24 protein-coding genes are annotated in these 24,544 nt (G+C 56.8%); 5 read left to right on the top strand and 19 right to left on the bottom strand.

Going from position 1 to position 24,544, the window contains the following annotated elements; genetic code table 11:
• Nucleotide 1: 1 nt before the first annotated feature.
• The gene (locus ACR0AH_RS11440) at nucleotides 2-601 is read right to left on the bottom strand and encodes a 2-hydroxychromene-2-carboxylate isomerase (RefSeq protein WP_170512556.1); all 600 of its coding nucleotides are present in this window, start codon (nucleotides 599-601) and stop codon (nucleotides 2-4) included.
• A gap of 108 nt (nucleotides 602-709) precedes the next feature.
• On the opposite strand from ACR0AH_RS11440, the gene ACR0AH_RS11445 reads away from it, so the two are divergent.
• On the top strand, nucleotides 710-1,729 hold the full coding sequence (locus ACR0AH_RS11445; protein ID WP_170512558.1) for a ribose-phosphate pyrophosphokinase: 1,020 nt from the start codon (nucleotides 710-712) through the stop codon (nucleotides 1,727-1,729).
• 51 nt (nucleotides 1,730-1,780) lie between these two features.
• On the opposite strand, the gene ACR0AH_RS11450 is transcribed toward ACR0AH_RS11445, so the two are convergent.
• The 8 genes from ACR0AH_RS11450 to ACR0AH_RS11485 all read right to left on the bottom strand — a co-directional run bounded on the left by ACR0AH_RS11450 (nucleotide 1,781) and on the right by ACR0AH_RS11485 (nucleotide 8,940).
• Nucleotides 1,781-2,473 (bottom strand): nitroreductase family protein, encoded by a 693-nt coding sequence (locus ACR0AH_RS11450; RefSeq protein ID WP_170401865.1) that lies wholly within the window; start codon nucleotides 2,471-2,473, stop codon nucleotides 1,781-1,783.
• Nucleotides 2,474-2,576: 103 nt separating this feature from the next.
• The gene (locus ACR0AH_RS11455) at nucleotides 2,577-2,927 is read right to left on the bottom strand and encodes an H-type lectin domain-containing protein (RefSeq protein ID WP_170401869.1); all 351 of its coding nucleotides are present in this window, start codon (nucleotides 2,925-2,927) and stop codon (nucleotides 2,577-2,579) included.
• A 117-nt stretch (nucleotides 2,928-3,044) separates the two neighbouring features.
• Nucleotides 3,045-3,455 (bottom strand): F0F1 ATP synthase subunit epsilon, encoded by a 411-nt coding sequence (locus ACR0AH_RS11460; protein ID WP_480592024.1) that lies wholly within the window; start codon nucleotides 3,453-3,455, stop codon nucleotides 3,045-3,047.
• A gap of 12 nt (nucleotides 3,456-3,467) precedes the next feature.
• Entirely contained in the window at nucleotides 3,468-4,892 is a 1,425-nt protein-coding gene (gene atpD / locus ACR0AH_RS11465) for a F0F1 ATP synthase subunit beta (protein WP_039537698.1), read from the bottom strand.
• Nucleotides 4,893-4,912: 20 nt separating this feature from the next.
• Nucleotides 4,913-5,791 carry a F0F1 ATP synthase subunit gamma gene (locus ACR0AH_RS11470; RefSeq protein ID WP_039537694.1) on the bottom strand — a complete coding sequence of 293 codons (879 nt, stop codon included), beginning with the start codon at nucleotides 5,789-5,791 and terminating at the stop codon, nucleotides 4,913-4,915.
• 12 nt (nucleotides 5,792-5,803) lie between these two features.
• Nucleotides 5,804-7,342 (bottom strand): F0F1 ATP synthase subunit alpha, encoded by a 1,539-nt coding sequence (atpA, locus tag ACR0AH_RS11475; protein ID WP_480592026.1) that lies wholly within the window; start codon nucleotides 7,340-7,342, stop codon nucleotides 5,804-5,806.
• Complete coding sequence (locus ACR0AH_RS11480) at nucleotides 7,343-7,903, bottom strand: F0F1 ATP synthase subunit delta (protein ID WP_170392445.1); 561 nt, start codon at nucleotides 7,901-7,903, stop codon at nucleotides 7,343-7,345.
• A gap of 302 nt (nucleotides 7,904-8,205) precedes the next feature.
• Nucleotides 8,206-8,940, bottom strand: a complete 735-nt coding sequence (locus tag ACR0AH_RS11485; protein ID WP_170401881.1) for a methyltransferase domain-containing protein — start codon at nucleotides 8,938-8,940, stop codon at nucleotides 8,206-8,208.
• Nucleotides 8,941-9,001: 61 nt separating this feature from the next.
• Between ACR0AH_RS11485 and gloB the strand changes: the two genes are divergently transcribed.
• Together gloB and clpA are read left to right on the top strand one after the other, a co-directional pair.
• Complete coding sequence (gene gloB, locus ACR0AH_RS11490; RefSeq protein ID WP_480592028.1) at nucleotides 9,002-9,769, top strand: hydroxyacylglutathione hydrolase; 768 nt, start codon at nucleotides 9,002-9,004, stop codon at nucleotides 9,767-9,769.
• Nucleotides 9,770-9,943: 174 nt separating this feature from the next.
• The gene (gene clpA / locus ACR0AH_RS11495) at nucleotides 9,944-12,268 is read left to right on the top strand and encodes an ATP-dependent Clp protease ATP-binding subunit ClpA (protein ID WP_170401887.1); all 2,325 of its coding nucleotides are present in this window, start codon (nucleotides 9,944-9,946) and stop codon (nucleotides 12,266-12,268) included.
• A gap of 87 nt (nucleotides 12,269-12,355) precedes the next feature.
• On the opposite strand, the gene ACR0AH_RS11500 is transcribed toward clpA, so the two are convergent.
• The 3 genes from ACR0AH_RS11500 to ACR0AH_RS11510 form a co-directional block, all read right to left on the bottom strand.
• Nucleotides 12,356-14,035 (bottom strand): peptidoglycan -binding protein, encoded by a 1,680-nt coding sequence (locus ACR0AH_RS11500; RefSeq protein WP_480592030.1) that lies wholly within the window; start codon nucleotides 14,033-14,035, stop codon nucleotides 12,356-12,358.
• Between the two features lie 3 nt (nucleotides 14,036-14,038).
• Entirely contained in the window at nucleotides 14,039-15,217 is a 1,179-nt protein-coding gene (locus ACR0AH_RS11505; protein WP_480592032.1) for a biopolymer transporter ExbB, read from the bottom strand.
• A gap of 68 nt (nucleotides 15,218-15,285) precedes the next feature.
• Nucleotides 15,286-15,816 (bottom strand): gamma-glutamylcyclotransferase, encoded by a 531-nt coding sequence (locus tag ACR0AH_RS11510; protein ID WP_480592034.1) that lies wholly within the window; start codon nucleotides 15,814-15,816, stop codon nucleotides 15,286-15,288.
• A gap of 67 nt (nucleotides 15,817-15,883) precedes the next feature.
• On the opposite strand from ACR0AH_RS11510, the gene ACR0AH_RS11515 reads away from it, so the two are divergent.
• Nucleotides 15,884-16,885, top strand: coding sequence for a DUF2125 domain-containing protein (locus ACR0AH_RS11515; RefSeq protein WP_170392459.1), 1,002 nt, complete (start codon nucleotides 15,884-15,886; stop codon nucleotides 16,883-16,885).
• Here the strand turns inward: ACR0AH_RS11515 and ACR0AH_RS11520 are convergent.
• The 4 genes from ACR0AH_RS11520 to ACR0AH_RS11535 form a co-directional block, all read right to left on the bottom strand.
• Nucleotides 16,882-17,703, bottom strand: a complete 822-nt coding sequence (locus ACR0AH_RS11520; RefSeq protein ID WP_170733006.1) for an extensin family protein — start codon at nucleotides 17,701-17,703, stop codon at nucleotides 16,882-16,884. The genes ACR0AH_RS11515 and ACR0AH_RS11520 overlap by 4 nt on opposite strands.
• On the bottom strand, nucleotides 17,700-18,620 hold the full coding sequence (locus tag ACR0AH_RS11525; protein WP_170392462.1) for a prephenate/arogenate dehydrogenase family protein: 921 nt from the start codon (nucleotides 18,618-18,620) through the stop codon (nucleotides 17,700-17,702). The genes ACR0AH_RS11520 and ACR0AH_RS11525 overlap by 4 nt, the downstream gene beginning before the upstream one ends.
• Nucleotides 18,617-19,702, bottom strand: a complete 1,086-nt coding sequence (gene hisC / locus ACR0AH_RS11530; protein ID WP_170392463.1) for a histidinol-phosphate transaminase — start codon at nucleotides 19,700-19,702, stop codon at nucleotides 18,617-18,619. Before hisC ends, ACR0AH_RS11525 begins: the two co-directional genes overlap by 4 nt.
• Nucleotides 19,703-19,766: 64 nt before the next feature.
• Nucleotides 19,767-21,182, bottom strand: coding sequence for an aminotransferase class V-fold PLP-dependent enzyme (locus ACR0AH_RS11535; RefSeq protein WP_480592035.1), 1,416 nt, complete (start codon nucleotides 21,180-21,182; stop codon nucleotides 19,767-19,769).
• Between the two features lie 103 nt (nucleotides 21,183-21,285).
• Here ACR0AH_RS11535 and ACR0AH_RS11540 point away from each other — a divergent pair, with 103 nt between their 5' ends.
• The gene (locus ACR0AH_RS11540) at nucleotides 21,286-21,747 is read left to right on the top strand and encodes an Lrp/AsnC family transcriptional regulator (RefSeq protein ID WP_170392465.1); all 462 of its coding nucleotides are present in this window, start codon (nucleotides 21,286-21,288) and stop codon (nucleotides 21,745-21,747) included.
• 123 nt (nucleotides 21,748-21,870) lie between these two features.
• Here ACR0AH_RS11540 and rpsD read toward each other — a convergent pair whose 3' ends face one another.
• The 3 genes from rpsD to ACR0AH_RS11555 form a co-directional block, all read right to left on the bottom strand.
• Nucleotides 21,871-22,491 (bottom strand): 30S ribosomal protein S4, encoded by a 621-nt coding sequence (gene rpsD, locus ACR0AH_RS11545; RefSeq protein ID WP_170392466.1) that lies wholly within the window; start codon nucleotides 22,489-22,491, stop codon nucleotides 21,871-21,873.
• A gap of 212 nt (nucleotides 22,492-22,703) precedes the next feature.
• Nucleotides 22,704-23,018: a hypothetical protein gene (locus tag ACR0AH_RS11550; RefSeq protein WP_480439136.1), complete on the bottom strand. Its 315-nt coding sequence runs from the start codon at nucleotides 23,016-23,018 to the stop codon at nucleotides 22,704-22,706.
• A gap of 601 nt (nucleotides 23,019-23,619) precedes the next feature.
• Nucleotides 23,620-24,372 carry a hypothetical protein gene (locus ACR0AH_RS11555; RefSeq protein ID WP_480592036.1) on the bottom strand — a complete coding sequence of 251 codons (753 nt, stop codon included), beginning with the start codon at nucleotides 24,370-24,372 and terminating at the stop codon, nucleotides 23,620-23,622.
• Nucleotides 24,373-24,544 lie beyond the last annotated feature (172 nt).

Genomic DNA, 24,544 nt, shown 5'->3' on the forward strand with positions numbered 1-24,544 from the left:
GCTATTTCATCTCGGCCAAATGCTTGTCTAGGTCGTCAAGACGATCCTGACCCCAGAACCTTTGACCGTCCGGGGTGATATAGAACGGCGCACCAAAAACACCTCGATCCACGGCTTCTTCGAGATTGGCGGCGTAGGTTTCAGCACCTACCAACAGGCCGCTGTCAGCAAGATTTGGATTAAACCCGGCCTGCTCCAGACAATCGCGGATAACGCCATCATCGGCGATATCTTTTTCTTCTGCCCAACACGCTCGTAGGAAAGAATGGCACAGCATTCCGACATCCCCTGATCCATCCTGAATGGCCGCAATCACAGCATATGAGGACGGCGCCATGTTCGTCGGCCAGTGCGCAGGCTGCAAGTTCAACGGCATATCCAGATTACGCGATTGGCGCACCAGTTCCTGCGCGCGGTACTCGATGCGGGAGATGTGTCGGTCTTTTGGCGGCACTCCACCGGTTCGGCCGAACAAAGCGATGATATCCAGCGGTTTGTAATTGATCGTCGCACTGTGTTTTGCCGCGATCTCTTCAAGTCGCATTCCCGCCAGATAGGAATAGGGCGAGAGTGTCGCAAAAAAGTAGTCAATCTGGGCCATGTTCACTTTCTCCGCTGCGTTATCTTTGCGGGACGGTAGACCCATGCTAAGCGGTGTCAACATCACGAATCTGTCACATTGCCACTGCTGCCCGGGGAAAATCAGCCGATGCCGACACTTCACGAACCCAAGCTTATCGCTGGGAACGCCAATCTTCCGCTTGCCGAAACCATTGCACGCCGCATGAGCCTGCATCGCGGCGTTGACCAGGGATTGGTCGATGCGCGGGTCGAACGGTTCAACGACGGCGAGATTTTCGTCGAGGTGTTCGAGAACGTACGCGGCGAGGATATGTTCATTATCCAGCCGACTTCGAACCCCGCCAATGACAATCTGATGGAGCTGCTGATCATCGCAGATGCCCTGCGCCGTTCATCCGCAGCCCGGATCACCGCTGTCATTCCGTATTTCGGGTACGCCCGTCAGGACCGCCGCACCAAGGCGCGCACACCAATCAGCGCCAAGCTGGTGGCAAACATGCTGACTGGTGCGGGTATCGAACGGATTCTAACCATGGATCTGCACGCAGCCCAGATTCAGGGCTTTTTCGACATGCCGGTGGACAACCTTTATGCCTCTCCGATCTTTGCCCTGGATGTGAAGAAACAATTCAAGGATCAGATGGACGACCTGATGGTGGTCTCGCCGGATGTCGGCGGTGTTGCACGTGCCCGTGAATTGGCCAAACGCATCAATGCGCCCCTTTCGATCGTCGACAAGCGCCGCGAAAAGGCAGGCGAAGTGGCTGAGATGACTGTCATTGGTGACGTGAAAGACAAAATCTGCCTGATCGTCGATGACATTTGCGATACCGCTGGCACTCTGTGCAAAGCTGCTCAGGTGCTGATGGATAACGGTGCCAAGGAAGTGCACTCTTACATCACCCACGGTGTCATGAGTGGACCGGCGGTTGAACGTGTGACCAATTCGGTGATGAAATCTCTGGTCCTATCGGACACGATCCAGCCTACGGCTGAGATCAACAAGGCCGCCAATATCCGCATCGTGCCCACCGCGCCGATCTTTACGCAGGCGATCCTGAACATTTGGAATGGCACCAGCGTATCATCGCTGTTCGAAGACAAGACACTGACGCCGATCTACGAGTCACTTTATCATATGGATTGATCGAAAAACTGCTGACTACCATAGATAATGTCTGAATTCATGACGGCCTGCCTATTCGGCGACCGTCATGATTTCTTCCAACGGTTTTTTCATCTTTGCAACTTTTGGCACCTTCGCGTCGTCTTGCGGGTGGCCTACAGCTACGATCATAATAGGCTTTTCATGATCAGGGCGGTTTAGCAGTTTATTCAGGAATTTCATCGGGTTGGGTGTGTGGGTCAGTGAAACCAGCCCTGCATGGTGCAACGCAGTCAACAAAAAGCCCGTGGCAATGCCCGTGCTTTCAGGCACGTAGTAGTTTTTGAACCGATCTCCATCATCGAAATGACCCCAACGTTGGGCGAAAATCACTATCAGCCACGGTGCGTCTTCCAGATGCGGCTTCTGATCGTTAGTCCCGATTGGTTCAAGCGCCTTCAGCCATTCATCTCCGGCACCGCCTTCATAAAACCTGCGCTCCTCAGCTTCTGCCTCTTCCCGAATACGGCGTTTCATCTCAGGGTTCGAGATGGCCACAAAGTGCCAGGGCTGATGATTGGCCCCTGAGGGCGCTGTTCCGGCTGCGCGAATGCACTCTTCGATGACCGTGCGCTCGACGGGCCGGTCCGAATAGTCACGCACGGTATGGCGGCGTTTCATCTTGTCGTAGAACGCTCGCGCTTCGGCCAGCATTTCTTCATCAGACAAGTCCATACGATCCGGAAGGTCCAAGGCTTCGTATTCGATATGATCTCTTGCAAACACCTGTAAGATCCTCCGGTTGCGTTAGCCGCTATTTGGGGTGGCCAGTCTTCTTTATGGGACGACGCGCGAAGGTGCGCAATCTTATGTCACGAACAGGCCTGCTTCACGAGATGTCCCAATCGTCTTCATGCGAAACATCTCCAATTGCGGTCCAATTCACCCGAATTCTGGCGATACGCGTATCAGACCAGGTGCGAAACACCGCATTGAATCCTTCCGGCGTTATATCTTCGGCCTGAACTTCAGCGCGTAAAGCGGAAGACGTATCCACATCCCAAAGCACCACGCCTATCTGGACGATTGGCACAGAGCGGAACACTTCTGAAAAACGGACGCTTACGCGACGCTCACGCGGGCCCTCACCAGTCCACATCACGCCACCATCGGCGAAATCGGAAAACAAGACCTCCTCGCCCTGATCAATGCCGATGGGATGGGTTTGAAACTTTTTCATCTATCGTCTTTTATTGTTCAATTCCTGCAGCTTAACTTCAGCGAATGGCAAAATCACGACAAAAAAACGGCCCCGCGGATACGGGGCCGTTCCAAGTGATCAGAATGTCATGAACCCTTACAGGCTCATATGCGTTCCTAGGGCTTCCATGTCAGCCAGCAACTTGGCAGCATCGTCGACGATCGTCTGATCTTCACCGGCCTTGGCCGCCTCGTGCGAAGCGCGGGCCTCGGCGATCAGATCGTCCAGATGCGAACGTGTTACTTCGGCAACTGGGATGGCTTTTTCGGCCAGAACCGACAGGCCATCACCATTGATCTGAGCAAACCCACCGGTGACCAGGTATTCGCTGGCTCCTGCAGGTGCCTCGACCTTCAGGATGCCCGGGCGCAGCGTGGTGATAGTGGGGGCATGATCGGGCATTGCCGTCATGTCCCCGTCCGCGCCGGGAATCTGGACCGCCGTCGCGCTAAGCGAAGCAAGGCTCCGCTCAGGGCTGACGAGGTCGAATTGCATCGTGTTTGCCATCAGGGATACTCCTTAGGCGGCTTCTGCTGCCATCTTCTCGGCTTTGGCGATCACTTCTTCGATGCCGCCAACCATCAGGAAGGCCGCTTCGGGCAAGTGATCGTATTCGCCAGCGACAACCGCTTTGAACGACGCGATGGTCACATCCAGAGGAACCTGAACGCCCGGCGAACCGGTAAAGACTTCGGCCACGTCGAACGGCTGCGACAGGAAGCGCTCGATCTTACGGGCACGGGCAACGGTCAGTTTGTCTTCTTCCGACAGTTCGTCCATGCCGAGGATGGCGATGATGTCCTGCAGCGACTTGTAGCGCTGAAGGATTTGCTGAACGTCGGTCGCAACCTTGTAGTGCTCTTCACCAACGATGGCCGGGTCGAGCAGACGCGAGGTCGAGTCGAGCGGGTCAACCGCAGGGTAGATACCCTTTTCCGAGATCGCGCGGTTAAGAACGGTGGTCGCGTCCAAGTGAGCAAACGAGGTTGCCGGCGCAGGGTCGGTAAGGTCGTCCGCAGGCACGTAGATCGCCTGAACCGAGGTGATCGAGCCCGACTTGGTCGAGGTGATGCGTTCCTGCAGGGCACCCATGTCGGTGGCCAGGGTCGGCTGGTAGCCCACCGCCGAAGGAATACGACCCAGCAGAGCCGAAACCTCGGAACCCGCCTGCGTGAAGCGGAAGATGTTGTCGACGAAGAACAGAACGTCAGTACCGGACTGGTCGCGGAACTGCTCGGCCAGGGTCAGTCCGGTCAGAGCAACACGCGCACGCGCACCCGGAGGTTCGTTCATCTGACCGTAAACCAGGGCCACCTGCGATTCCGACAGGTTGTCCGGTTTAATAACGTTCGATTCGATCATCTCGTGGTACAGGTCGTTCCCTTCACGGGTCCGTTCACCAACACCCGCGAACACCGAGAAGCCCGAGTGCACTTTTGCGATGTTGTTGATCAGTTCCATGATCAGAACGGTTTTACCAACGCCGGCACCGCCGAAGAGACCAATTTTACCGCCTTTGGCGTAGGGGGCCAGCAGGTCAACAACCTTGATGCCGGTCACCAGAACTTCCGACTCGGTCGACTGTTCATCAAAAGTAGGCGCGGGCTGGTGGATCGCACGGGCTTCGGTTGCTTCAACCGGGCCTTTTTCGTCGATCGGCTCACCAACCACGTTCAGGATGCGGCCCAGGGTGGCGTTGCCAACCGGAACCGAGATCGGTGCGCCGGTGTCGGTGACGGCTTCGCCACGAACCAGACCTTCGGTCGCGTCCATCGCGATGGTGCGGACGGTGTTTTCACCCAGGTGCTGAGCAACTTCCAACACCAGGCGCTTGCCGTTGTTGGTGGTTTCCAGCGCGTTCAGAATTTCAGGCAGCTGATCTTCGAAGTGCACGTCGACGACGGCCCCGATGATCTGTGTGACTTTGCCTTTTGCATTCGCCATGTTTCGTCTCCGGTATGTCTCTACAGCGCTTCGGCGCCGGAAATAATTTCAATCAGCTCGTTGGTGATCACGGCCTGACGCGAGCGGTTGAACTGGATCGTCAGCTTGTCGATCATCTCACCCGCGTTGCGTGTCGCGTTGTCCATTGCGGACATCCGTGCGCCCTGTTCAGACGCTCCGTTTTCGAGCAGAGCCGAGAAGATCGCAGTCGCAACCCCCTTGGGCAGCAGGTCGGCCAGGATGGCCTCTTCGCTGGGCTCGTAGTCGAATACCGCACCGCTATCGTCACCCGTCGCTTCGTCTTCGAACGATGCGGGGATGACCTGCTGTGCCGTCGGGATCTGGGTCACAACGTTGACGAACTTCGAGTAGAAGATCGTGGCAACATCGAACTCACCCCCGTCGAAACGAGACAGGACGTCCTTGGCGATGTCTTGCGCGTTGGAATAGCCCAGACGCTTGACCTCGCTCAGGTCAATATGTCCAACGAACAGATCGGCAAAGTCGCGCTTGAGTGCGTCGCGACCCTTTTTACCAACGGTCAAAACCTTGACCGTCTTGCCCTTGCCGCGCAGCTCGTCCGCTTTGGCGCGGGCCAGCTTGGCGATGTTCGCGTTGAAGCCACCACACAGGCCGCGTTCAGCTGTCATGACAACCAGCAGATGGACATCATCACTGCCCGTACCACGGAGCAGCTTGGGGGCGCTGTCGCTGCCCCCGACCGACGCCGCCAGCCCCGCCATCACGGCATTGAACCGTTCAGCATAGGGGCGCGAGGCTTCGGCAGATTCCTGGGCGCGGCGCAGTTTTGCAGCCGCGACCATCTGCATGGCCTTGGTGATCTTGCGGGTCGATTTGACCGACTCGATCCTGTTTTTAAGGTCCTTCAGACTAGGCATCGGAACCCCCTATCAAGCGAAGGTCGCGGCGTATTCGTCGATCGCTGCCTTAAGTTTGTCTGCGGCTTCACCTTTGATCTTCGGATCTTCGTCGGTGATCCACTTCAGCAGGTCAGCGTGCTTACCGCGCAGGTGTGACAGCAGACCGGCCTCATAGCGGCCAACGTCAGAAACTTCGATTTTGTCGAGGTAACCGTTGGTGCCTGCGAAGATCACACAGACGATTTCCGCGTTGGTCAGCGGCGAGTACTGCGGCTGCTTCATCAGCTCGGTCAGGCGCGCACCACGGTTCAGCAGCTGCTGAGTTGCGGCGTCGAGGTCCGAACCAAACTGCGCAAAGGCCGCCATTTCGCGGTACTGAGCCAGTTCCAGTTTAACCGGACCAGCAACGGATTTCATCGCATCGGTCTGAGCCGACGAGCCCACACGCGAAACCGACAGACCGGTGTTCACAGCAGGACGGATACCTTGGTAAAACAGTTCGGTTTCCAGGAAGATCTGACCGTCGGTGATCGAAATCACGTTGGTCGGAATAAACGCCGAAACGTCACCACCCTGAGTTTCAATAACCGGCAGAGCAGTCAGCGACCCTGCACCGAAATCTTCGTTCAGCTTCGCCGAACGTTCCAGCAGACGGGAGTGGAGGTAGAAAACGTCGCCAGGATAGGCCTCACGTCCGGGCGGGCGACGCAGCAGCAGCGACATCTGACGATAGGACACAGCCTGCTTCGACAGGTCATCATAGATGATCAGCGCGTGGCGGCCGTTGTCACGGAAGTATTCGGCCATCGCGGTTGCGGCGTAAGGTGCAAGGAACTGCATCGGTGCCGGGTCGGACGCGGTTGCCGCCACAACGATCGAGTAGTCGATCGCGCCGGACTCTTCCAGTTTCTTCACCAGCTGAGCAACGGTCGAACGCTTTTGACCGATCGCAACGTACACGCAGTACAGCTTCTTCGACTCGTCGTCGCCTGCTGCGTCGTTGTAAACTTTCTGGTTCAGGATCGCGTCCAGAGCAACGGCGGTTTTACCGGTCTGACGGTCACCAATGATCAGCTCACGCTGGCCACGGCCGATTGGGATCATTGCGTCAACCGATTTCAGTCCGGTTGCCATCGGCTCGTGAACCGATTTACGCGGAATGATGCCCGGCGCTTTAACGTCTGCAACGCCACGCTTGGTCGCGTTGATCGGGCCTTTGCCGTCCAGCGGGTTGCCCAGACCGTCAACAACGCGGCCCAGCAGCTCGTCACCGATCGGAACGTCCACGATCGAGTTGGTGCGCTTAACAGTGTCACCTTCTTTGATGTCACGGTCGGAACCGAAGATAACAACACCGACGTTGTCGCTTTCCAGGTTCAGCGCCATACCCATGATGCCGCCGGGGAATTCGACCATCTCACCGGCTTGCACATTGTCCAGGCCGTATACACGGGCAATCCCGTCACCGACGCTCAGCACGCGGCCGATCTCGGCCACTTCGGCTTCCTGACCAAAATTCTTGATCTGGTCCTTCAGGATTGCAGAAATCTCTGCAGCTTGGATTCCCATTTATCCGACCTCTTTCATTGCATTCTGTAGGGAGTTCAGCTTCGAACGGATCGAGCTATCGATCATTTTCGAGCCCACTTTAACGACAAGACCGCCGATGAGGCTTTCATCAACGGTCGCATTGATTGTCACGGTCTTGCCCACACGCTCGGACAGCGTCTTGGACAGTTTATCCATTTGGGTCTTGGTCAGCGCCTTGGCCGAGGCGACATCGGCGGTCACCTCGCCACGCTCGTCAGCCAGCATGTCGCGCAGAACCTGCACCAGTTGCGGTACAACGAACAGACGACGTTTCTGCGCCATCAGACCCAGCGTATTGCGCAGGATGGCATGCAGGCCCATCTTGTCCGCAACAGCGGTGATTGCGCTTTCCTGTTCGGCGCGCGAAACCAAAGGCGATGCGATCAGGTCGCGCAATTCTGCGCTATCACCCAATGCGGCTGCCAGATCGTTGATTCCGGTTTCCAGACCTGCAAGGTCATTATTCTCTTTAGCGATCTCGAAGATCGCGGTGGCATAGCGCTCGGCGATGCCAGTGGAAATCGAAGCTGGTTCGGACACGTCCACCCTTCCGATATTTGAGGCCCCGATTTTGAGTAGCGGCCGCTACCTTGGGGCGTGAGGAAACCCCGTCCATTTAGGGCGGGGATCAAAATCACCGGGGATGTAGCAGAGGTGTTCCAACCAAGCAATACGCTATAGCGGTAACAGTTTTATCCACAAATTATTATTTTTCATACACTTAACCCAACTGCGACCCTTTGGACCGATTGGGGCAGTTGAAAAATGTTACGAATATGCAGGTTTTTGCGATTCCTGTGACCTTTTTCCCGCATTTTTTCCGTTCAAAATGCGCCGGACTGTCACGCAGGCTTTAACAAACCATCCAACGCTTTGATCGGGCGCTTCGCTGTGTCTTTAGTAACGCTCCCGCTAGGCGGGCGAATGAGTTTACTGGCCTCAACCATAAGCACGCCTCCGGCCATGACGGTTGGGATGCGTTGTCCAGTCTTCTCGATCAGGCTACCTGATTTTAGCCAGAACCGACGGAACGAAGGCGGCAGGTAAAGCGCCGAGCAATGGTTTTCAGGGACGAAGTGGTGCGCGCGCAATTGGTTTTCCAACTGGGTTGTTGAATAGGGCTGCCCAAAGCCAAACGGCGTCCGGTCTGAGCGCGACCAAAGCCCGGCCCGGTTCGGCACGACAAATAGCACACGCCCTCCGGGCCCCAGAACGCGCCAGCATTCTTCCAGCAATTGGCTGGGTCGGTTTGAAGTTTCCAAACCATGCATCACCACCAGTTTATCCACATGGCCAGTTTCGATTGGCCACATCGTCTCTTCGGTCAGAACGGAAACATTGGGCATCCCCGCAGGCCATGGCATTACACCCTGCGGACCAGGCATAAGACCAATCACACGGCGCGCATCTTTGAGGTAAGGCCGCAATAAAGGTACGGCAAAACCAAATCCGACCACAGTTTGCCCTTTGGCTTCGGGCCAAAGATCCACCAACCGACCACGGATCGCTGCCTGGGCCGCGCGACCCAGGGTGCTGCGATAGTAGAAATTCCTCAGATCCTGCACATCAAGATGCATTGCGGACACCCGGTCAATCGGCTTAGCTGGGCGCAGTCTAGCAATGAAAGGGCAAAAGGCCATGCCTCTTGAGATCGTCACCATTCCTTGCCTCAGCGATAATTACGCCTTTCTAGCCCATGATCCGGCCAGCGGTGAGACTGCCTTGATCGATGCGCCAGAGGCAGCTCCGATTCTGGCCGAACTGGATTCGCGCGGCTGGCAGCTAAGCCATGTGTTGCTGACCCATCATCATTGGGATCATGTGGACGGGCTGGGCGACATTCTGGCGAAACAGCCCGCGCGTGTGATCGGCGCAAAAGCAGATGAGCATCGGTTGCCAAAACTCGATCAGGCGGTGGTTGAAGGTGACACTTTTTATATCGGCGGTGAGCCGGTCGAGGTTCTTGATGTGTCCGGTCATACAATTGGGCACATTGCATTCTACATGCCCCAAACTGGCGTTGTATTCAGCGCTGACAGCCTGATGGCGCTGGGATGTGGACGATTGTTCGAGGGCACGCCTGCGCAAATGTGGGCCTCTCTCAGCAAGTTGGCGGCCCTGCCCGATGAAACAATCGTGTGCTCAGGCCACGAATACACACAGGCAAACGCCAAGTTCGCCCTGACCATCGATCCCGACAACCCAGCCTTGCTTGACCGCGTGGCCGATATTAATCGCGCCCGCGCTGCCGGAGAACCCACTGTGCCCTCGCTTTTGGGCCTGGAAAAGGCGACAAATCCGTTTCTAAGGGCCACTGATCCGGCGATTCAGGCCCATCTGGGCATGGAAAACTCTGATCCCGTGTCCGTATTCGCCGAAATTCGAGCCCAAAAAGACAGCTTTTAACCCGTTTCAAGCCCCAATCACGGCCACGGTCACAACAAATGTGACTGTCAAGTGAAAGAAAACCCTTGAAGCCGGGGCGGGATCAACCAAACTCTAATAGTATGAGGACATGGTTGGGATGGGGATCCGGCCTGCAGCCCGCCCCCTTCCGGCCCAATACAGAGGAGCACCCGCGTGCCTTCATTCTCGAGCACACTTGAACAAGCCATCCACGCGGCCCTTGCGGCGGCGAATGAACGGCGACATGAATTCGCAACGCTAGAGCATCTGCTGCTGGCGCTGTTGGAAGAACCCGATGCGGTGCGCGTCATGAAAGCGTGCAGCGTCGATCTGGACGAGTTACGCAGCACCTTGGTCGAATTCATCGACGAAGATCTGTCAAACCTCGTCACTGATATCGACGGGTCCGAAGCCGTGCCCACGGCAGCCTTCCAGCGTGTCATTCAGCGCGCCGCGATCCACGTTCAAAGCTCTGGCCGCACAGAGGTGACCGGGGCCAATGTATTGGTGGCCATCTTCGCCGAACGTGAAAGCAACGCAGCCTATTTCCTGCAAGAGCAGGACATGACCCGTTATGACGCGGTAAACTTCATCGCACATGGTGTGGCCAAAGACCCGGCCTATGGAGAGAATCGTCCTGTAACGGGTGCTGATGAAGCTGAAGAAGAGGCTCAGACGACCTCTGGTGACGCTGAGCAGAAAGAAAGCGCGCTTGGCAAATATTGCGTTGATCTGAACGCCAAATCACGCGCCGGTGATGTAGATCCGCTGATCGGACGCTCGGACGAGGTTGAACGCTGTATTCAGGTGCTGTGTCGCCGACGCAAGAACAACCCGTTGCTGGTAGGTGACCCCGGTGTCGGCAAAACCGCCATCGCCGAAGGTCTGGCGCATAAGATCGTTGCGGGCGAGGCCCCGGACGTGTTGTCGGAAACCACCATCTACTCGCTTGATATGGGCGCCCTGCTTGCAGGAACTCGCTATCGCGGCGATTTCGAAGAGCGTCTGAAAGCGGTTGTGACCGAATTGGAAGAGCACCCTGATGCAGTTCTCTTCATCGACGAGATTCACACTGTGATCGGAGCGGGTGCAACCTCGGGCGGTGCAATGGATGCGTCGAACCTGCTGAAGCCAGCGCTTCAGGGTGGCAAACTGCGCACCATGGGCTCGACCACGTATAAAGAGTTCCGTCAGCATTTCGAAAAAGACCGCGCGCTGAGCCGCCGATTCCAGAAAATCGACGTGAACGAGCCGTCGGTCGAGGACAGTGTCAAAATACTGCGCGGTCTGAAACCGTATTTCGAAGAGCATCACTCGATCAAATATACTGCCGACGCGATCAAGACAGCTGTCGAATTGTCGGCGCGCTATATCAACGACCGCAAACTGCCCGACAAGGCCATCGACGTGATCGATGAGGCCGGGGCAGCGCAACACCTGCTGGCCGAAAGCAAACGTCGCAAGACCATCGGCGTCAAAGAGATCGAGGCGGTGGTTGCCAAGATTGCGCGTATCCCACCCAAGAACGTCACCAAGGATGATGCCGAGGTTCTCAAAGATCTCGAAACCTCGCTGAAACGCGTGGTGTTTGGTCAAGATGAAGCGATCGAAGCGCTGTCCAGTGCGATCAAACTGGCGCGCGCCGGTCTGCGTGAGCCCGAAAAACCCATCGGCAACTATCTGTTCGCTGGCCCCACCGGTGTTGGCAAAACAGAGGTGGCGAAACAGTTGGCTGACACGCTTGGTGTTGAACTGCTGCGCTTCGACATGTCGGAATACATGGAGAAGCACGCGGTCAGCCGTCTGATCGGTGCGCCTCCGGGTTATGTCGGGTTTGATCAGGGTGGTTTGCTGACCGACGGTGTCGACCAGCACCCACATTGCGTCTTGTTGCTTGATGAGATCGAAAAAGCGCACCCTGACGTGTTCAATATCCTGTTGCAGGTGATGGATCACGGCGAATTGACCGACCACAATGGCCGGACGGTGAATTTCCGCAACGTGGTCCTGATCATGACCTCAAACGCGGGTGCACAGGAACAGGCTAAGGCTGCCATTGGCTTTGGCCGCGACCGGCGCGAAGGTGAGGATACCGCAGCGATCGAACGTATGTTCACGCCGGAGTTCCGCAACCGCCTGGACGCCGTGATCTCATTCGCGCCGCTGCCGAAAGAGGTCATTTTGCAGGTCGTTGAGAAGTTTGTCCTGCAGCTGGAAGCACAGTTGCTGGATCGTGGCGTGACCATCGATCTGACACCGCGTGCCGCCGAATGGCTGGCCGACAAGGGCTATGATGACAAGATGGGTGCGCGTCCTCTAGGCCGTGTCATTCAGGAGCACATCAAGAAACCTCTCGCCGAGGAACTGCTATTCGGCAAACTGGCCAAAGGCGGCGTGGTCCGTGTCTCGATGAAGAAGGGCGAGCTGAACCTGGAAATCCTGGGCCCCGATCAACCCCGCATTCCGGGCGACAAGCCCCCGCTTTTGACAGCGGACTAACCCACGGCTTCTATAACGAAAAACGCCCGCCTTTTCGGTGGGCGTTTTTCTTGTTTGGCAGGTAATCCACAGCGGTTCGAACCAGCCTTACCGCTCTGTCAGCTTCAACTCGATCCGACGGTTTTGGGCGCGCGCCTCGGGTGTGTCGGCGGGATTAACGGGCTGGAATTCTCCGAACCCGTTTGCCGCCAAACGATCAGGTGGAATGCCCAGCGCATCAACCATGTAGCGCACCACAGAAAGGGCACGACCCTGGCTGAGCTCCCAGTTGTCGCGATATCGTCCGCTTCCTGCAAGTGGCACATTGTCGGTGTGACCATCGACACGGATGACCCAGTTCAACCCTTCGGGTATTTCTGCGGCAACGCTTCGCAGGATATTGGCAACTTTGGCAACCTCCTGACGACCTTCCGCAGACAGGATTGCGGACCCGGTGGCAAACAACACCTCAGACGAGAACACGAAGCGGTCACCTTCAATGCGCACGCCATCCTGATCACCCAGCACATCGCGCAACCGCCCGAAGAATTCCGAGCGATAGCGCTGCAAATCCTCGGCCTGCGCGGCAAGCTCCTGATTCTGGCCCGCCAGTTTCTCGGCCTCGGCTTCCAGCCGAATACGTTCAGCCTCTTCCAGCAGTCGGCGACGGCGTTCTTCCGAGGCTGCGCGCGCTAGAGCGGCATTCAGATCCTGGCCCAGCGTCTGTATCTGGATCTCGGCGGCGGTATTACGTTCTTCGTAATCGTCTAACAAAGCCTGCAGCGATCCCAACTGGCTGCGCAGGGCTGCCATCTGCTGATTAAGCAGCGCGGTCTGACGTTGCGCTTCGGTCGAGATTTCCTGTTCCGATGCAAGCGCCTCTCGGGCGAGCGCCAGCAGCGCCGCGCGCTCCTCGGCCAGTGACCTTTGTTCAGCTTCATTTGCTTGTGCTCGGGTTTGGGCATCCAGCGCCGCCTGCAGTTGTTCCCTCACTTCTTCGGCATTGATCTCACCGAACTGACGCTCAAGCTCTGCCTTGGCAGCCTGTGCCGCAGCTAGCAAAGTCAGGGTATCCTCGGCTTCCTTTCGCTGCGCTTCCAGCGCCAAGGTCATCGCTGTCAGTTCAGCATCTGCATTCTGCAATCGATCACGCAACGCCTCAGCAGCGGCGGCTTCGGCCAGACGCGCGGCCTCTTCCTCGGTCAGTTGCTGTTCCAGCTCGGATATCTGAGCTGCCTGTGCATCTTCGCTGGTTTCAAGTTCGGCGACGAGAGCTTCAAGTGCTTCGCGTCGAGCCGCGGCAAGGCGGGCGGCTTCGGCCTGTGCGTCGATTTCTTGTCTGCTTTGAGCAAGTGCCAAATTCAAGGCATCTTGTTCATTTAGCAACTCATCGCGTTGCGTTTCTAGCGCGGCGATATCCCCCTGCGCACGCGCCTGATCAGCCAGCAAAGCCGCGACCTGTGCTTCAAAGTCGGTTATGCGGGTTTGTGCCTGCGCTAGATCGTCTTCGACCTGATTAAGCGTTGCATTCAAGTTCCCAAGACGCGCTTGAAGACGGCTGTTTTCCCGCTCTTCCAGCCCCAGCGCCCCGGCCAGAGCGGCGATTTCGTCGGACAGCGCAGTCAGTTCATCCTCTTGCCCCGAAATCGTTTCGCGCAGCACAAATTGCACGACCATGAAGATGGTCAGCACAAAGGTCAGCACCATCAACAATCCCGTCATCGCATCCACGAAGCCGGGCCAGACCGAGCCCGAGAATCGTTGACCTGTGCGGCGGGACAGCGCCATGAGTTACTCTCCTTCTGGCGGCGTACGTACGGCGCCCCGTGGCAAGGTCAATGCTTTGACCAGTAGCTCAAAATCCTTGCGCAGCTCGTTCATGCTGTCCTGGCGACCGGCGGAAATCTCTTCGAGGATACGCAGCAACTGCACATCCATCGACCGCAGGCGCATGCGGCTTTCCGCATCGATCCCCTCGCCCGCGCCATGTTCGCGCATGTGATCAAGCAACGCGTCCTGCCCCAGCGCCACACGCTCAAGCGCAGCCGTAACACCTTCGGTCTGGGCCTGACGCTGGTTCATTTCCCCGATGACATCGACCAATTGCCCCAGCTTGGCTGATACGTCCGTCCGATCAGCTTCTTGCGCCGAGAACATATCCTGCAGCGCATCCATCTGCTCGGACATGGCGTCCAGTACTGGGGTCAGCACGGCCAGTTCCGCGCCGCCCTCATCGCCTGCTGCAAAGCCAACGCGGGTGATCGAGGACAACCATTCCTCCAATTCGCGATAGAACCGGTTCTGACCATGGCCCGCGAACAGTTCCAGCAGGCCGACGATCAATGAACCGGCCAGACCCAGCAATGACGACCCAAAAGCAACGCCCATGCCCTGCAGCTGCGCTTCCAATCCTGTCATCAGACGGTTGAAGACGGCCAGACCTTCTTCACCTTCCTGCGGATTCAGGCTGCGGATCGTATCAACGATGGCGGGGACAGTGGTGGCCAAACCAAAAAATGTCCCCAGTAGGCCAAGGTAGATCAGCACGTTGGTGATGTAGCGGGTGATCTCGCGCTCTTCTTCGACCCGTTCGGCGACGGAATCGAGGATCGATCGGGTAGAGCTAGAGCTGATCTGAGACCGCGCCCCGCGTTCCCTCAACAACGACGCCAGTGGGGCAAGCAGTTGCGGCGGGCGCACATCGTCACGTTCGACCCCTCCGGCAAAGGCTTCGATCCAACGAACCGATCCGATAAGCTGTGTGACTTGCAGAAAACAGGCAGCGACACCGATGACAAAAACCAGCAAAATGAACCCGTTAAGATACAGATTGGCCTGAATAACCGGCAGCACATATGGCAACGCCATGAACACGCCAAGTCCTGACAGCCCTATTGCGATTAGCATCATCAAAATCTGACGGATCGGTTGTGAGAAATGTGGTCTCACGCCCTGTCGTGCCTGCGCCATGCGCGTGGCTCCTGGTATTGTCTGCTCTGGGCTGAACCTATCGAAGTTCGCCCCGTGACGCCAAGAGTTTATGCGCTGATTGTCCGCACCCGTTGCGACAACCACTCAAGATCAGGGTCGTGCAGTCCGATCTCGGTCAAGTGCGAGGCAGTATTGTAGAGATATTCGGTATTTGGCCCACGTCCGCCAACCGCGTGGGCGATGATCTGAGCCTGCTCTTCCAATGGAAGACCGCCGCAATACTGAACGTGGTGAGCATCGATGATGTAAGTCACTGCATTTACGATCTGCCCGCAGTCCAGATGCACGTCCAGCATCCGCTCTAGATAGGCTGACGAGATCAGCTCACGCTCACGCAATTCAGCCAAAGTGCGCTCTTCGTGACCTGTCTCGACAGCAAGCGCCAATCCAGTGCAATGCGCGTCTGGCTGTTCGTCCAGCGCCAATACCAAACCGGGGTCTTCTTCCGTGCCGCGATGGTGGATAGAGCGCATGCAAAAAGACCGCGCATATCCGTGCAACTTAGCGCGTTCGCTGCGTGCCACCGGAAAGCCCGGGTTCCACAGCAGCGATCCATATCCGAATACCCACATCGTCATTGCACTGGTCCTTGCCCGTTTGGCCCTATAAACATCAAATCCGAGGCAGGAAAAAGGGCCATTCATCATGCGCCGTCTGATACGCGTTTTCGTATTTATCGCCCTCGCGTGGAGCGCCTACTGGTTTGTCGCCGGTTATGGTCTGCGAAACGCCCTGACCGGTTGGTTTGACCGGCAGCAAGAACTGGGCTGGCAGGCCGAATTCTCGGACGTGTCGACGGCAGGATATCCATTTCAGCACATCACACGCCTGAATAATCCCGCTTTGGCCGATCCGGTCAACGGAACGGCGTGGAGTGCGGACTGGGTCGAGTTCCAAAGCCCAGCAATCTGGCCCGGCCGCCAGATGCTGCGCTTTGCCAGTACGCCGCAGCGCCTTTCCTATTTCGACCAGACCACGACCGTTCAGGCCGAAGCGCTACAAGCCGAATTGCAGCTCCAACCCGGTGTCGCGCTGGTGCTCGAGAAAATGGCGCTGACCTCAAAGCGCTGGCTGCTGACAACCGAAGGTGATCCGCAAGCCGGAGGCCAGTCGCTGAGCCTTGTGATGGAGCAATCTGGAGCGCCCGAAAGCTATGGGATTACTGCGAAGATCGACGGATTTACCCCCGGCGATGATCTGAGACGCCTGATGCGTTCAGCATCGACCCTGCCGCAATCGTTCGAAACGCTGGAAATGGATATGTTTGTCACTTTCGACAAACCCTGGGACCGCACCGCACTTGAGCAGCGTCGCCCCCAACCCGTTGCGATTGATCTGCGTTTGGCAGAAATGAAATGGGGTGAGCTGCGTCTGTTCGCCACCGGCGAACTGGAAGTTGACGAACAGGGCATTCCAACGGGTGAAATTGCGATGAAAGCCGAAAACTGGCGCGACATGATCGCGATGGCAAACGCCGCAGGTGCGCTGCCGGATCAGGCAGTCGATCCTGTGACCCGCGCATTGGGCTTCATGGCTGGACTGGGTGGCAACCCAAATGCGCTGGATTTACAGCTGAATTTCAGAGATGGGTTCGTCGCCTTGGGTCCGTTGCCCCTTGGTCCTGCCCCGAGACTGGTACTGCGTTAACGGCAATAGGTGCCGCTGCGGTAGCGCGCGGTGTCTAGGTGGAAATGATCCCGATGGTAGCGATCAGAGTTTGGTCCGAGAACCGTGCCAAATGGCCCACACGCGCCGCGCCATACCTTGGTCAGTTGCTTCTTGGACGGATTTTTGCGCCAGCCATTCAGAACCGTCACCACCTCACCATCGGCCATCTTGAAGCCCGAAATGTCGATGGCGCGCCCTTTACCATGCTCAGAAATCCGCGCCCCTTTACGGTTGTTACGTGTTCTGCAGGCGTAATGCGCGGCGACCTGTAGCTCGACCACCGGACCTCGGCGTTTGAACGTGGGCTTTACAGTTTTGTCGACCCAATTGTTCAGCGCCTGTGCAGTGCCGCAATCCATCGTCGCCGGGCGGCTCAGCCTGACCCCCGATACTGAGGTGATTTGCACTGCATCCTTAATCCCGCAGGCTTTGATCTTGCCCTTCACACGTCCAACCGGCTTACCCTGAATATCGATATCGCCACAGACTGAACCCTTACGCAGCTTGCGTTTCTTAAGAAAGACGCGTTGTTCCAATTCTTCCGGGCGCACAAACGGGCGGATCGAATTCTCGGGCCCGAGCAATGGTAATTCAGCGGGACGGGCTGCAGCGGCCGTTACCTGCGGCGAAGCGGGCCGTAGCACAGGCCGGATGTTGGGGGTGACGATTGCCACCATCGCTTGGGTGGTTTCCGGGCGCGTCAACGGCACAATAGAAGTTTCAGGCGCCGCCGCATTTGCAGTCGTTGCCGCCAAAGCAACGCAGAAAATCAAATGGCTGCAACCGATCTTTCTCATGTCGATGTTTTTCCCCGCCCAAAATCTGGCGCATCCGTATCCTGGCCCGCATCAATGATGCCGCGGCGGATCGCCCGTGTGCGCGTAAAGTAGTCGAACAATTGCTCTCCGTCACCTGTTCGGATGGCCCGCTGCAGCGCAAAGAGCTCTTCCGTAAACCGGCCCAGAATCTCCAGCGTTGCGTCTTTGTTGGTCAGAAACACATCACGCCACATCGTCGGGTCCGAAGCCGCGATGCGAGTGAAATCGCGGAAACCAGCTGCCGAATACTTGATGACTTCGGTGTCTGTAACCCGCCGGAGATCATCCGCAACTCCCACCATCGTATAGGCAATCAGGTGAGGTGCGTGCGAGGTGACCGCCAGCACCAAATCATGATGCGCGGCGTCCATCTCATCGACATTCGATCCCAGACCCTCCCACAAAGCCCGCAGGCGAGCGATTGCATCCGGGTCGGAATCTTCGACCGGCACCAACAGGCACCAACGGTTGTCGAACAGTTCGGCGAATCCCGATTCAGGCCCGGAATGCTCGGTCCCGGCCAGAGGGTGTGCCGGAATGAAATGAACGCTATCGGGTATGTGGGGTGAGACGGCGTCAATCACGTGACGCTTTACCGACCCCACGTCTGAAACGGTGGCACCGGATTTCAGAACCGGCGCAATCTGCTGCGCCACAGGTCCCATTGCACCAACGGGGACACACAAAACCACTAGATCAGCACCTTCGACCGCCTCTTCCGCGGTCTCGCAAACCCGGTCACAAAGGCCGATCTGGCGCGCCGTCTCGCGGGTTGCCTCGGATCGCGCATAGCCCGTCACTTCCCCCGCAAGCCCAGCCCGTTTGATCGCCCAGAACATGGACGATGCAATCAGGCCCAACCCGATCAGCGCAACACGGTCGTAAATCTGGCTCATACAGCGCCCCCTTTGAACGCAGTAATCGCTGCAACCACGCGACCGCAGGCGATTTCGTCGCCTACGGTGATCCGCAGCGCGTTTGGCAGGTTGTAGCCCGCGACCCGCCGCACGATCAAACCCTGCGTTTTCAAATAGTCATCGCAGGCTTCCGCCTCGGCCCTGTCAGCAAAACGGGCGAGGATGAAATTCGTGCATGACACATCGGATGAAACGCCGACCTTCGCCAGTTCATCAGACAACCAAATCCGGAGGCGTGCATTTTCAGACAGGCAGAACCGCAGATATTCCTCATCCCGCACGGCGGCCTCGGCCGCCGCGAGAGCCGTCAGCGATAGGTTGAACGGCTGACGAACGCGGTTCAGCACATCAATAATCTCTTTCGCCGCATAGCCCCAGCCAACGCGCATCCCACCTAGACCGTACACTTTCGAAAACGTCCGGGTCATGATGACATTGCTAAACCGGTCCACCAGCCCTGCGCCTCCATCGAAACCATCGACAAATTCGGCATACGCACCATCCAGCACCATCAGGCAATTGGCTGGCAATGCATCCGCCAACCTCTGCAATTCGGCGTCAGAGACCATGGTTGAAGTAGGATTTCCCGGATTGGTCACAAAGACAATCCGTGTCTGCCCAGTGACCGCGGCAAGGATGCTATCTACGTCTACACGGCGATCCCTCTCGGGCACCATGACCGGGGTCGCGCCCGCCATTCGCGCGATGATCGGATACATGGAGAATCCATGCTCGGTATAAATCACCTCATCACCCGGACCAGCATAGGCCTGCGCTACGAACTGCAACACTTCATCACTGCCGACACCGCAGATGACCCGATTGGCATCCAGTCCGTGCCGTTCAGAAATTGCGGCGCGCAGGCTGGCATGATCGGTGCTGGGATAACGATGCAGCGAAACGGCACTTTCGCGCACCGCTTCGATCGCCTTGGGACTTGGCCCAAACGGGTTTTCGTTGGAACTCAGCTTGATGACATCCGCAACACCGTCAACATGCGACTGTCCGCCCTGATACAGCGCGATGTCCATTATGCCGGGTTGAGGTGTGATCTGGTTCATGAGGGGCTCCACTAGCTTGGCCCCTCATACCTTTCTCAACGGGTTGAGAAAAGCGGCAATTATCTTACGCCGCTTTGAAGCGCGCCGTCGCCGGATCGGCATTGTAGAATGGGACGAACTCCTCGGTCCGGCGCGACAGCTCGTTAACGCTGTCGATAATGAACTGAACGGTCTCTTCGCTCATGAGGTAAGAGAAATTCAACCGCACCCAACCCGGTTTCTTCATTTCCTCACCCTCCGACAGGGCCGCATGCAATTCTTCCGATGTTGCCCGATCAATGCCCAGCAGACGATGCGCATAGGGTCCGGCACAGGCACAGCCGCCACGTGCCTGGATGCCGTAGATATCGCTGAGCATCCGGGTAAACAGCTGCTGATGCACCGGCTGCCCATTCCGATCACACACGAGGAACGAGAATATCGGCAGGCGGTGTGCATTCTCGGCACCTAGCAATGTCAGATGTGGGTTGTCGGACCACCCATCCAACGCCATGTGGTTACACTGCGCTTCACGCTGCGCGATCTCATCCGCTCCAACCGCATCTTTCACGATGAAGGCCAAGGCCGCACGAATGTCTCCGATCACATTTGGTGTACCCGCCTCTTCCCGTGTCGCGAGATCGGCGCTGTAGTCGTGCCGCCAAGGCGAGACAAAGCTGACAGTCCCACCGCCGGGCCAACTCGGACACGTCCGCTTCACAGCGCATTGGTTAACGACCAGAACACCCGACGCCCCCGGCCCGCCCGGAAACTTATGCGGAGAGACAACAATCGCGTCCTTCCGCGCATCTTCCGGCCCCATGTCCATTGGCAAATAAGGTCCACCACCCGCATAGTCCCATACCGCAAGCGCACCATGTTCTTTCAGTAACCGCGTCACAGGATCAGGGTCGGTGATGATGCCTGTGACGTTTGACGCCGCTGAGAATGACCCAATCACAAGATCGGAATCTGCGTGTTCGATCAGCACTGCCTTTAGCGCTCGCATATCGGGACCGCCGTCAACGGCTTCTGGAATCTCGATCACCCGCGCCTTGCTTTCACGCCACGGCAGAATGTTCGAATGATGCTCATACGGACCGATCAAAACGACCGGCTGATTAGCCTCTTGCACTCCCAGCAGACTAACCAGCCGGTTGAGACCCGCTGTAGCGCCAGACCCGGTAAAGATCACCGCGTCCTCTTCCTTGGCGCCAACTATGCGGGCGATCTCGGCCCGCGCCTCGCGGCGCAAACGGGTTATATAGGAACCGCAATAGGAGGCTTCGGTGTGGCTGTTGGCATAGAACGGCAACACATGCTCAGCCACGAAATTTTCGACCTGTCGCAACGCGCGACCCGAGGCAACGTAGTCCGCATACACAAGCGGCACGTCCCCATGCAGACCCGGGATGAGTACCCCCTCACCGATCAGCCCATCACGCAGAGTATTTCCGTGAGCAGCAGATTGAATTTCTGCGCGAAAGTTGGACAAGGTCATAACACAGGCTCCATATTGCTAACTCCAATATGATTGATCCATCCTGTGGAAACCTCACAATTTTATGCTTTATATGTCCGAGTTTTGTGTCATATGAGTTTATATGGAGAAAAAATTAGATCAAATTGACACGCGTCTTCTGAAGGAACTGCAAAAAGACGCAACACTTTCCCAGCGAGAATTGGCAGATAGGGTCGGCCTGTCCCAAAATGCCTGCTGGCGAAGAATAAAGGCCTTGAACGACGCAGGTGTCCTGCAAGGTTCTACGGCGCGCATCGCGCGTGAAAAGCTTGGGCTGAATCTGGTGGTTTTCGTCATGCTACGCACGCGCCACCACTCTGCCCAATGGTTGCAGGCCTTTCGCAGTCATGTCCTGACCATTCCTGAAGTGGTCGATTTCCATCGCATTGGCGGCGACTATGACTATCAACTCAAGGTCGTTACAGAAGATATGGCCTCTTACGACAAAGTCTATCAACGCCTCATCGATAAGATCGAACTGGACAGCGTCACCTCCTATTTCGCAATGGAGGCCATTGCCGAAAGTCGCCCGCTTCCTATCTGATCCGCCTCTTCATCTGGCCAAATATATCTCGGGGGAGTCGCGCAGCGACTGGGGCAGAGCCCCATCAAAACAAAAAAGACCGCGCTGAAAGCGCGGCCCTTAAACTCAACAGGTCGGCGAAGATTAGTTCTTCGCGTAGAATTCAACGACCAGGTTCGGTTCCATCATAACCGGGTAAGGCACATCGCTCAGGCCCGGTGCACGCACGAAGGTCGCGGTCATTTTCGAGTGGTCGGCGTCGATGTAGTCAGGCACATCACGTTCGGCCAAGCCGACAGCTTCCAGGACAACGGCCAATTGCTTGGACTTGTCACGCACTTCGATAACGTCGCCTTCTTTGACGCGGTAGGACGGGATGTTGACCCGCTTGCCGTTCACTTTAACGTGGCCGTGGTTCACGAACTGACGTGCGGCGAACACGGTCGGAACAAACTTGGCGCGGTAAACAACGGCGTCCAGACGACGCTCCAGCAGACCGATCAGGTTTTCACCGGTGTCGCCTTTGACACGCTCAGCTTCTGCATAGATGCGGCGGAACTGCTTCTCGGTCAGGTCGCCGTAGTAGCCTTTCAGCTTCTGCTTGGCACGCAGCTGCAGACCGAAGTCAGACAGTTTACCCTTGCGGCGCTGGCCATGCTGGCCGGGGCCGTATTCACGACGATTAACCGGGGATTTCGGACGACCCCAGATGTTTTCGCCCATCCGGCGGTCGATTTTGTACTTGGCAGACGTGCGTTTGGTCACGGCTGATCTCCTTCTTTAGATTGAGGCCCCGATGGGCCACTATGAAGGGCGTTGTCCTCTTGAGGTTTCCCCCATGACAGGCATCCCCTCGCGGGGGCCACCAACACCAATGAAGCCGCGCTTATATCCCTGCTTCGGCCAGAGTCAACACGCCACAGCAAGCAAAGGGTAGGATTTCTGCTTAGAGTTGGAATCTTTCTGAGAAGTATCCGTTATTCAGCGGCCCAACCGGCAGTATTTGATAGATTTACCGGCACTGAACTTGCATTTGCACGAGCCGCCGGGAACACGACAACCTTGTCGTCATAACCGCTGTCAATCTCAACAGGTTCAATATGCGAAGCTGCCGAACTGACCCAGAAATCTTGATCAGGCTCAGGGTATCCATCCTCAAACACAAGCACCAGAGACGCTTCGTTCACCTCACGCACCAGCTCGGCAACGAAAGTCTGAGCGCCGTTTGACAACTCGATCTTGGCACTTTCGTTGATCTCGCCGGGGTTGGTGAAACTGGCTCTGGCCGCCAATATAGATCCAAGACCGGTGGAGTCTGCGTGCAGCGCAACTTGTTCAGCACTTGCGGCGAGTTGGACCCCTCGCCCCCTCCAGGACCAAGAGCTACCAACGCGCAAGTGGGCCAAAGGCGCCGCCTCAAGCCCGTCAACTTCCGTCTGTGTCCAAAATATTGCTATCCGACCGTTATAACCGGTTCTCATCTGTCCGCCCGCACTTTTACTCATCCCACAAGTAACTGTGCTTGTGTATCAACGAAAAAATGGGCGGAAAAGAGACCGAAATGTAGCAATCACGAAAATGTTGCTAAAGAACAGCCTCATATTGAAACTTTTCGTCGAATGTTGGTGAACGTCTGGCGCACCGCGCTAAGTTCGCTTCGATCCGAAGTCCGCGAAGATAGCCGACTTTGATTGATTTGAAGCGCCAACCCATTGGAACCCAGGACACACGGGTGTTTCTCTGAAAATAACGGGAAATTCTTGCCGTATTAAAAGTATCGGCGGCCAAATCACCCATACGACAAGGTCATTTCCGCCCACCGAAATAAGTCACTTGCCACAAAAAAGACCGCTCAAAAGAGCGGTCTAGGTCGAAAATCTGTAGGTTTTGTCGTCAGAGGTCGGAGATTCGATAGAACTCGGCACCAGCAATCTCTGGGTCCCAAACAGGTCTAAGACCCTTGGCGGCCAATTTGTTGCGTAGGCGTTCGGGCTCACGATTCCAATATCCGTCAATTGTTGAGAGTTTTCGGAAGCGGCTCTCAAACTTGCGCAGGCTTTTGTAGTCTACCAGTTCGCGCATGACCCCCATATGGCGAACTTGTCCACAGGCTTCCAAGGCGAGCTGGCCATCCGGATCCTTTGATTGCAATAAGAACCGTACGGTATCCGCGATGACCCCTAGCTTTAGCGCAGCCTGAGAGACGGTAAGCCCCGCCCGCCCGGACTTTGCCCCAATCAAGAGAGCGACTTCTTCGAGGTTGACGAGTACTGATTGAAACTTGAGCTGCTCTGGTAGAAGCTCTACTTTTTGAAGGTGTCCATCTAGTAGCAAAGACAAGACTTCCATAGTGGGTGCTTTCAGAGCGCCTGCTGTATCACCAATGTTTGACATTCCTTCGCTTGGTTTAGCGACTGAGCGACCAGACCGGCGCATCGCTGCGATTAGTTTACTAAGGTCATTCACGTCGACGCCCTTGTGGCGCCCACTGGCGTCGCCATCATCTTGAATGACCGATGTTAGAATACCGCTCTTTAGCAATAGGGCGGCCTGAGGGCGGGAACATCCGATATGATGCGGAATCTTGGCGACCGGAATGGCCCGGATCAGCTTTTCAATGAGAGGTTCAGCGAGCTCGGCGGGCAAGGTTCTCCGTTCATCATCTTCCTCGCAGGCAAGAGGCAGAAGACCTGACTTTCGTAGCGCTAGTGCCGTTGTTCCATGGTTCTGAGCCTCCCCAACTGATCTGGTCCACCGTTATGTTTAGGGAACGGAGGACCACGAATGGCAAACAAGCGACCGAAGCCCGAAGAGATTG

The sequence above is a fragment of the Ruegeria sp. AM5 genome (assembly GCF_056540645.1).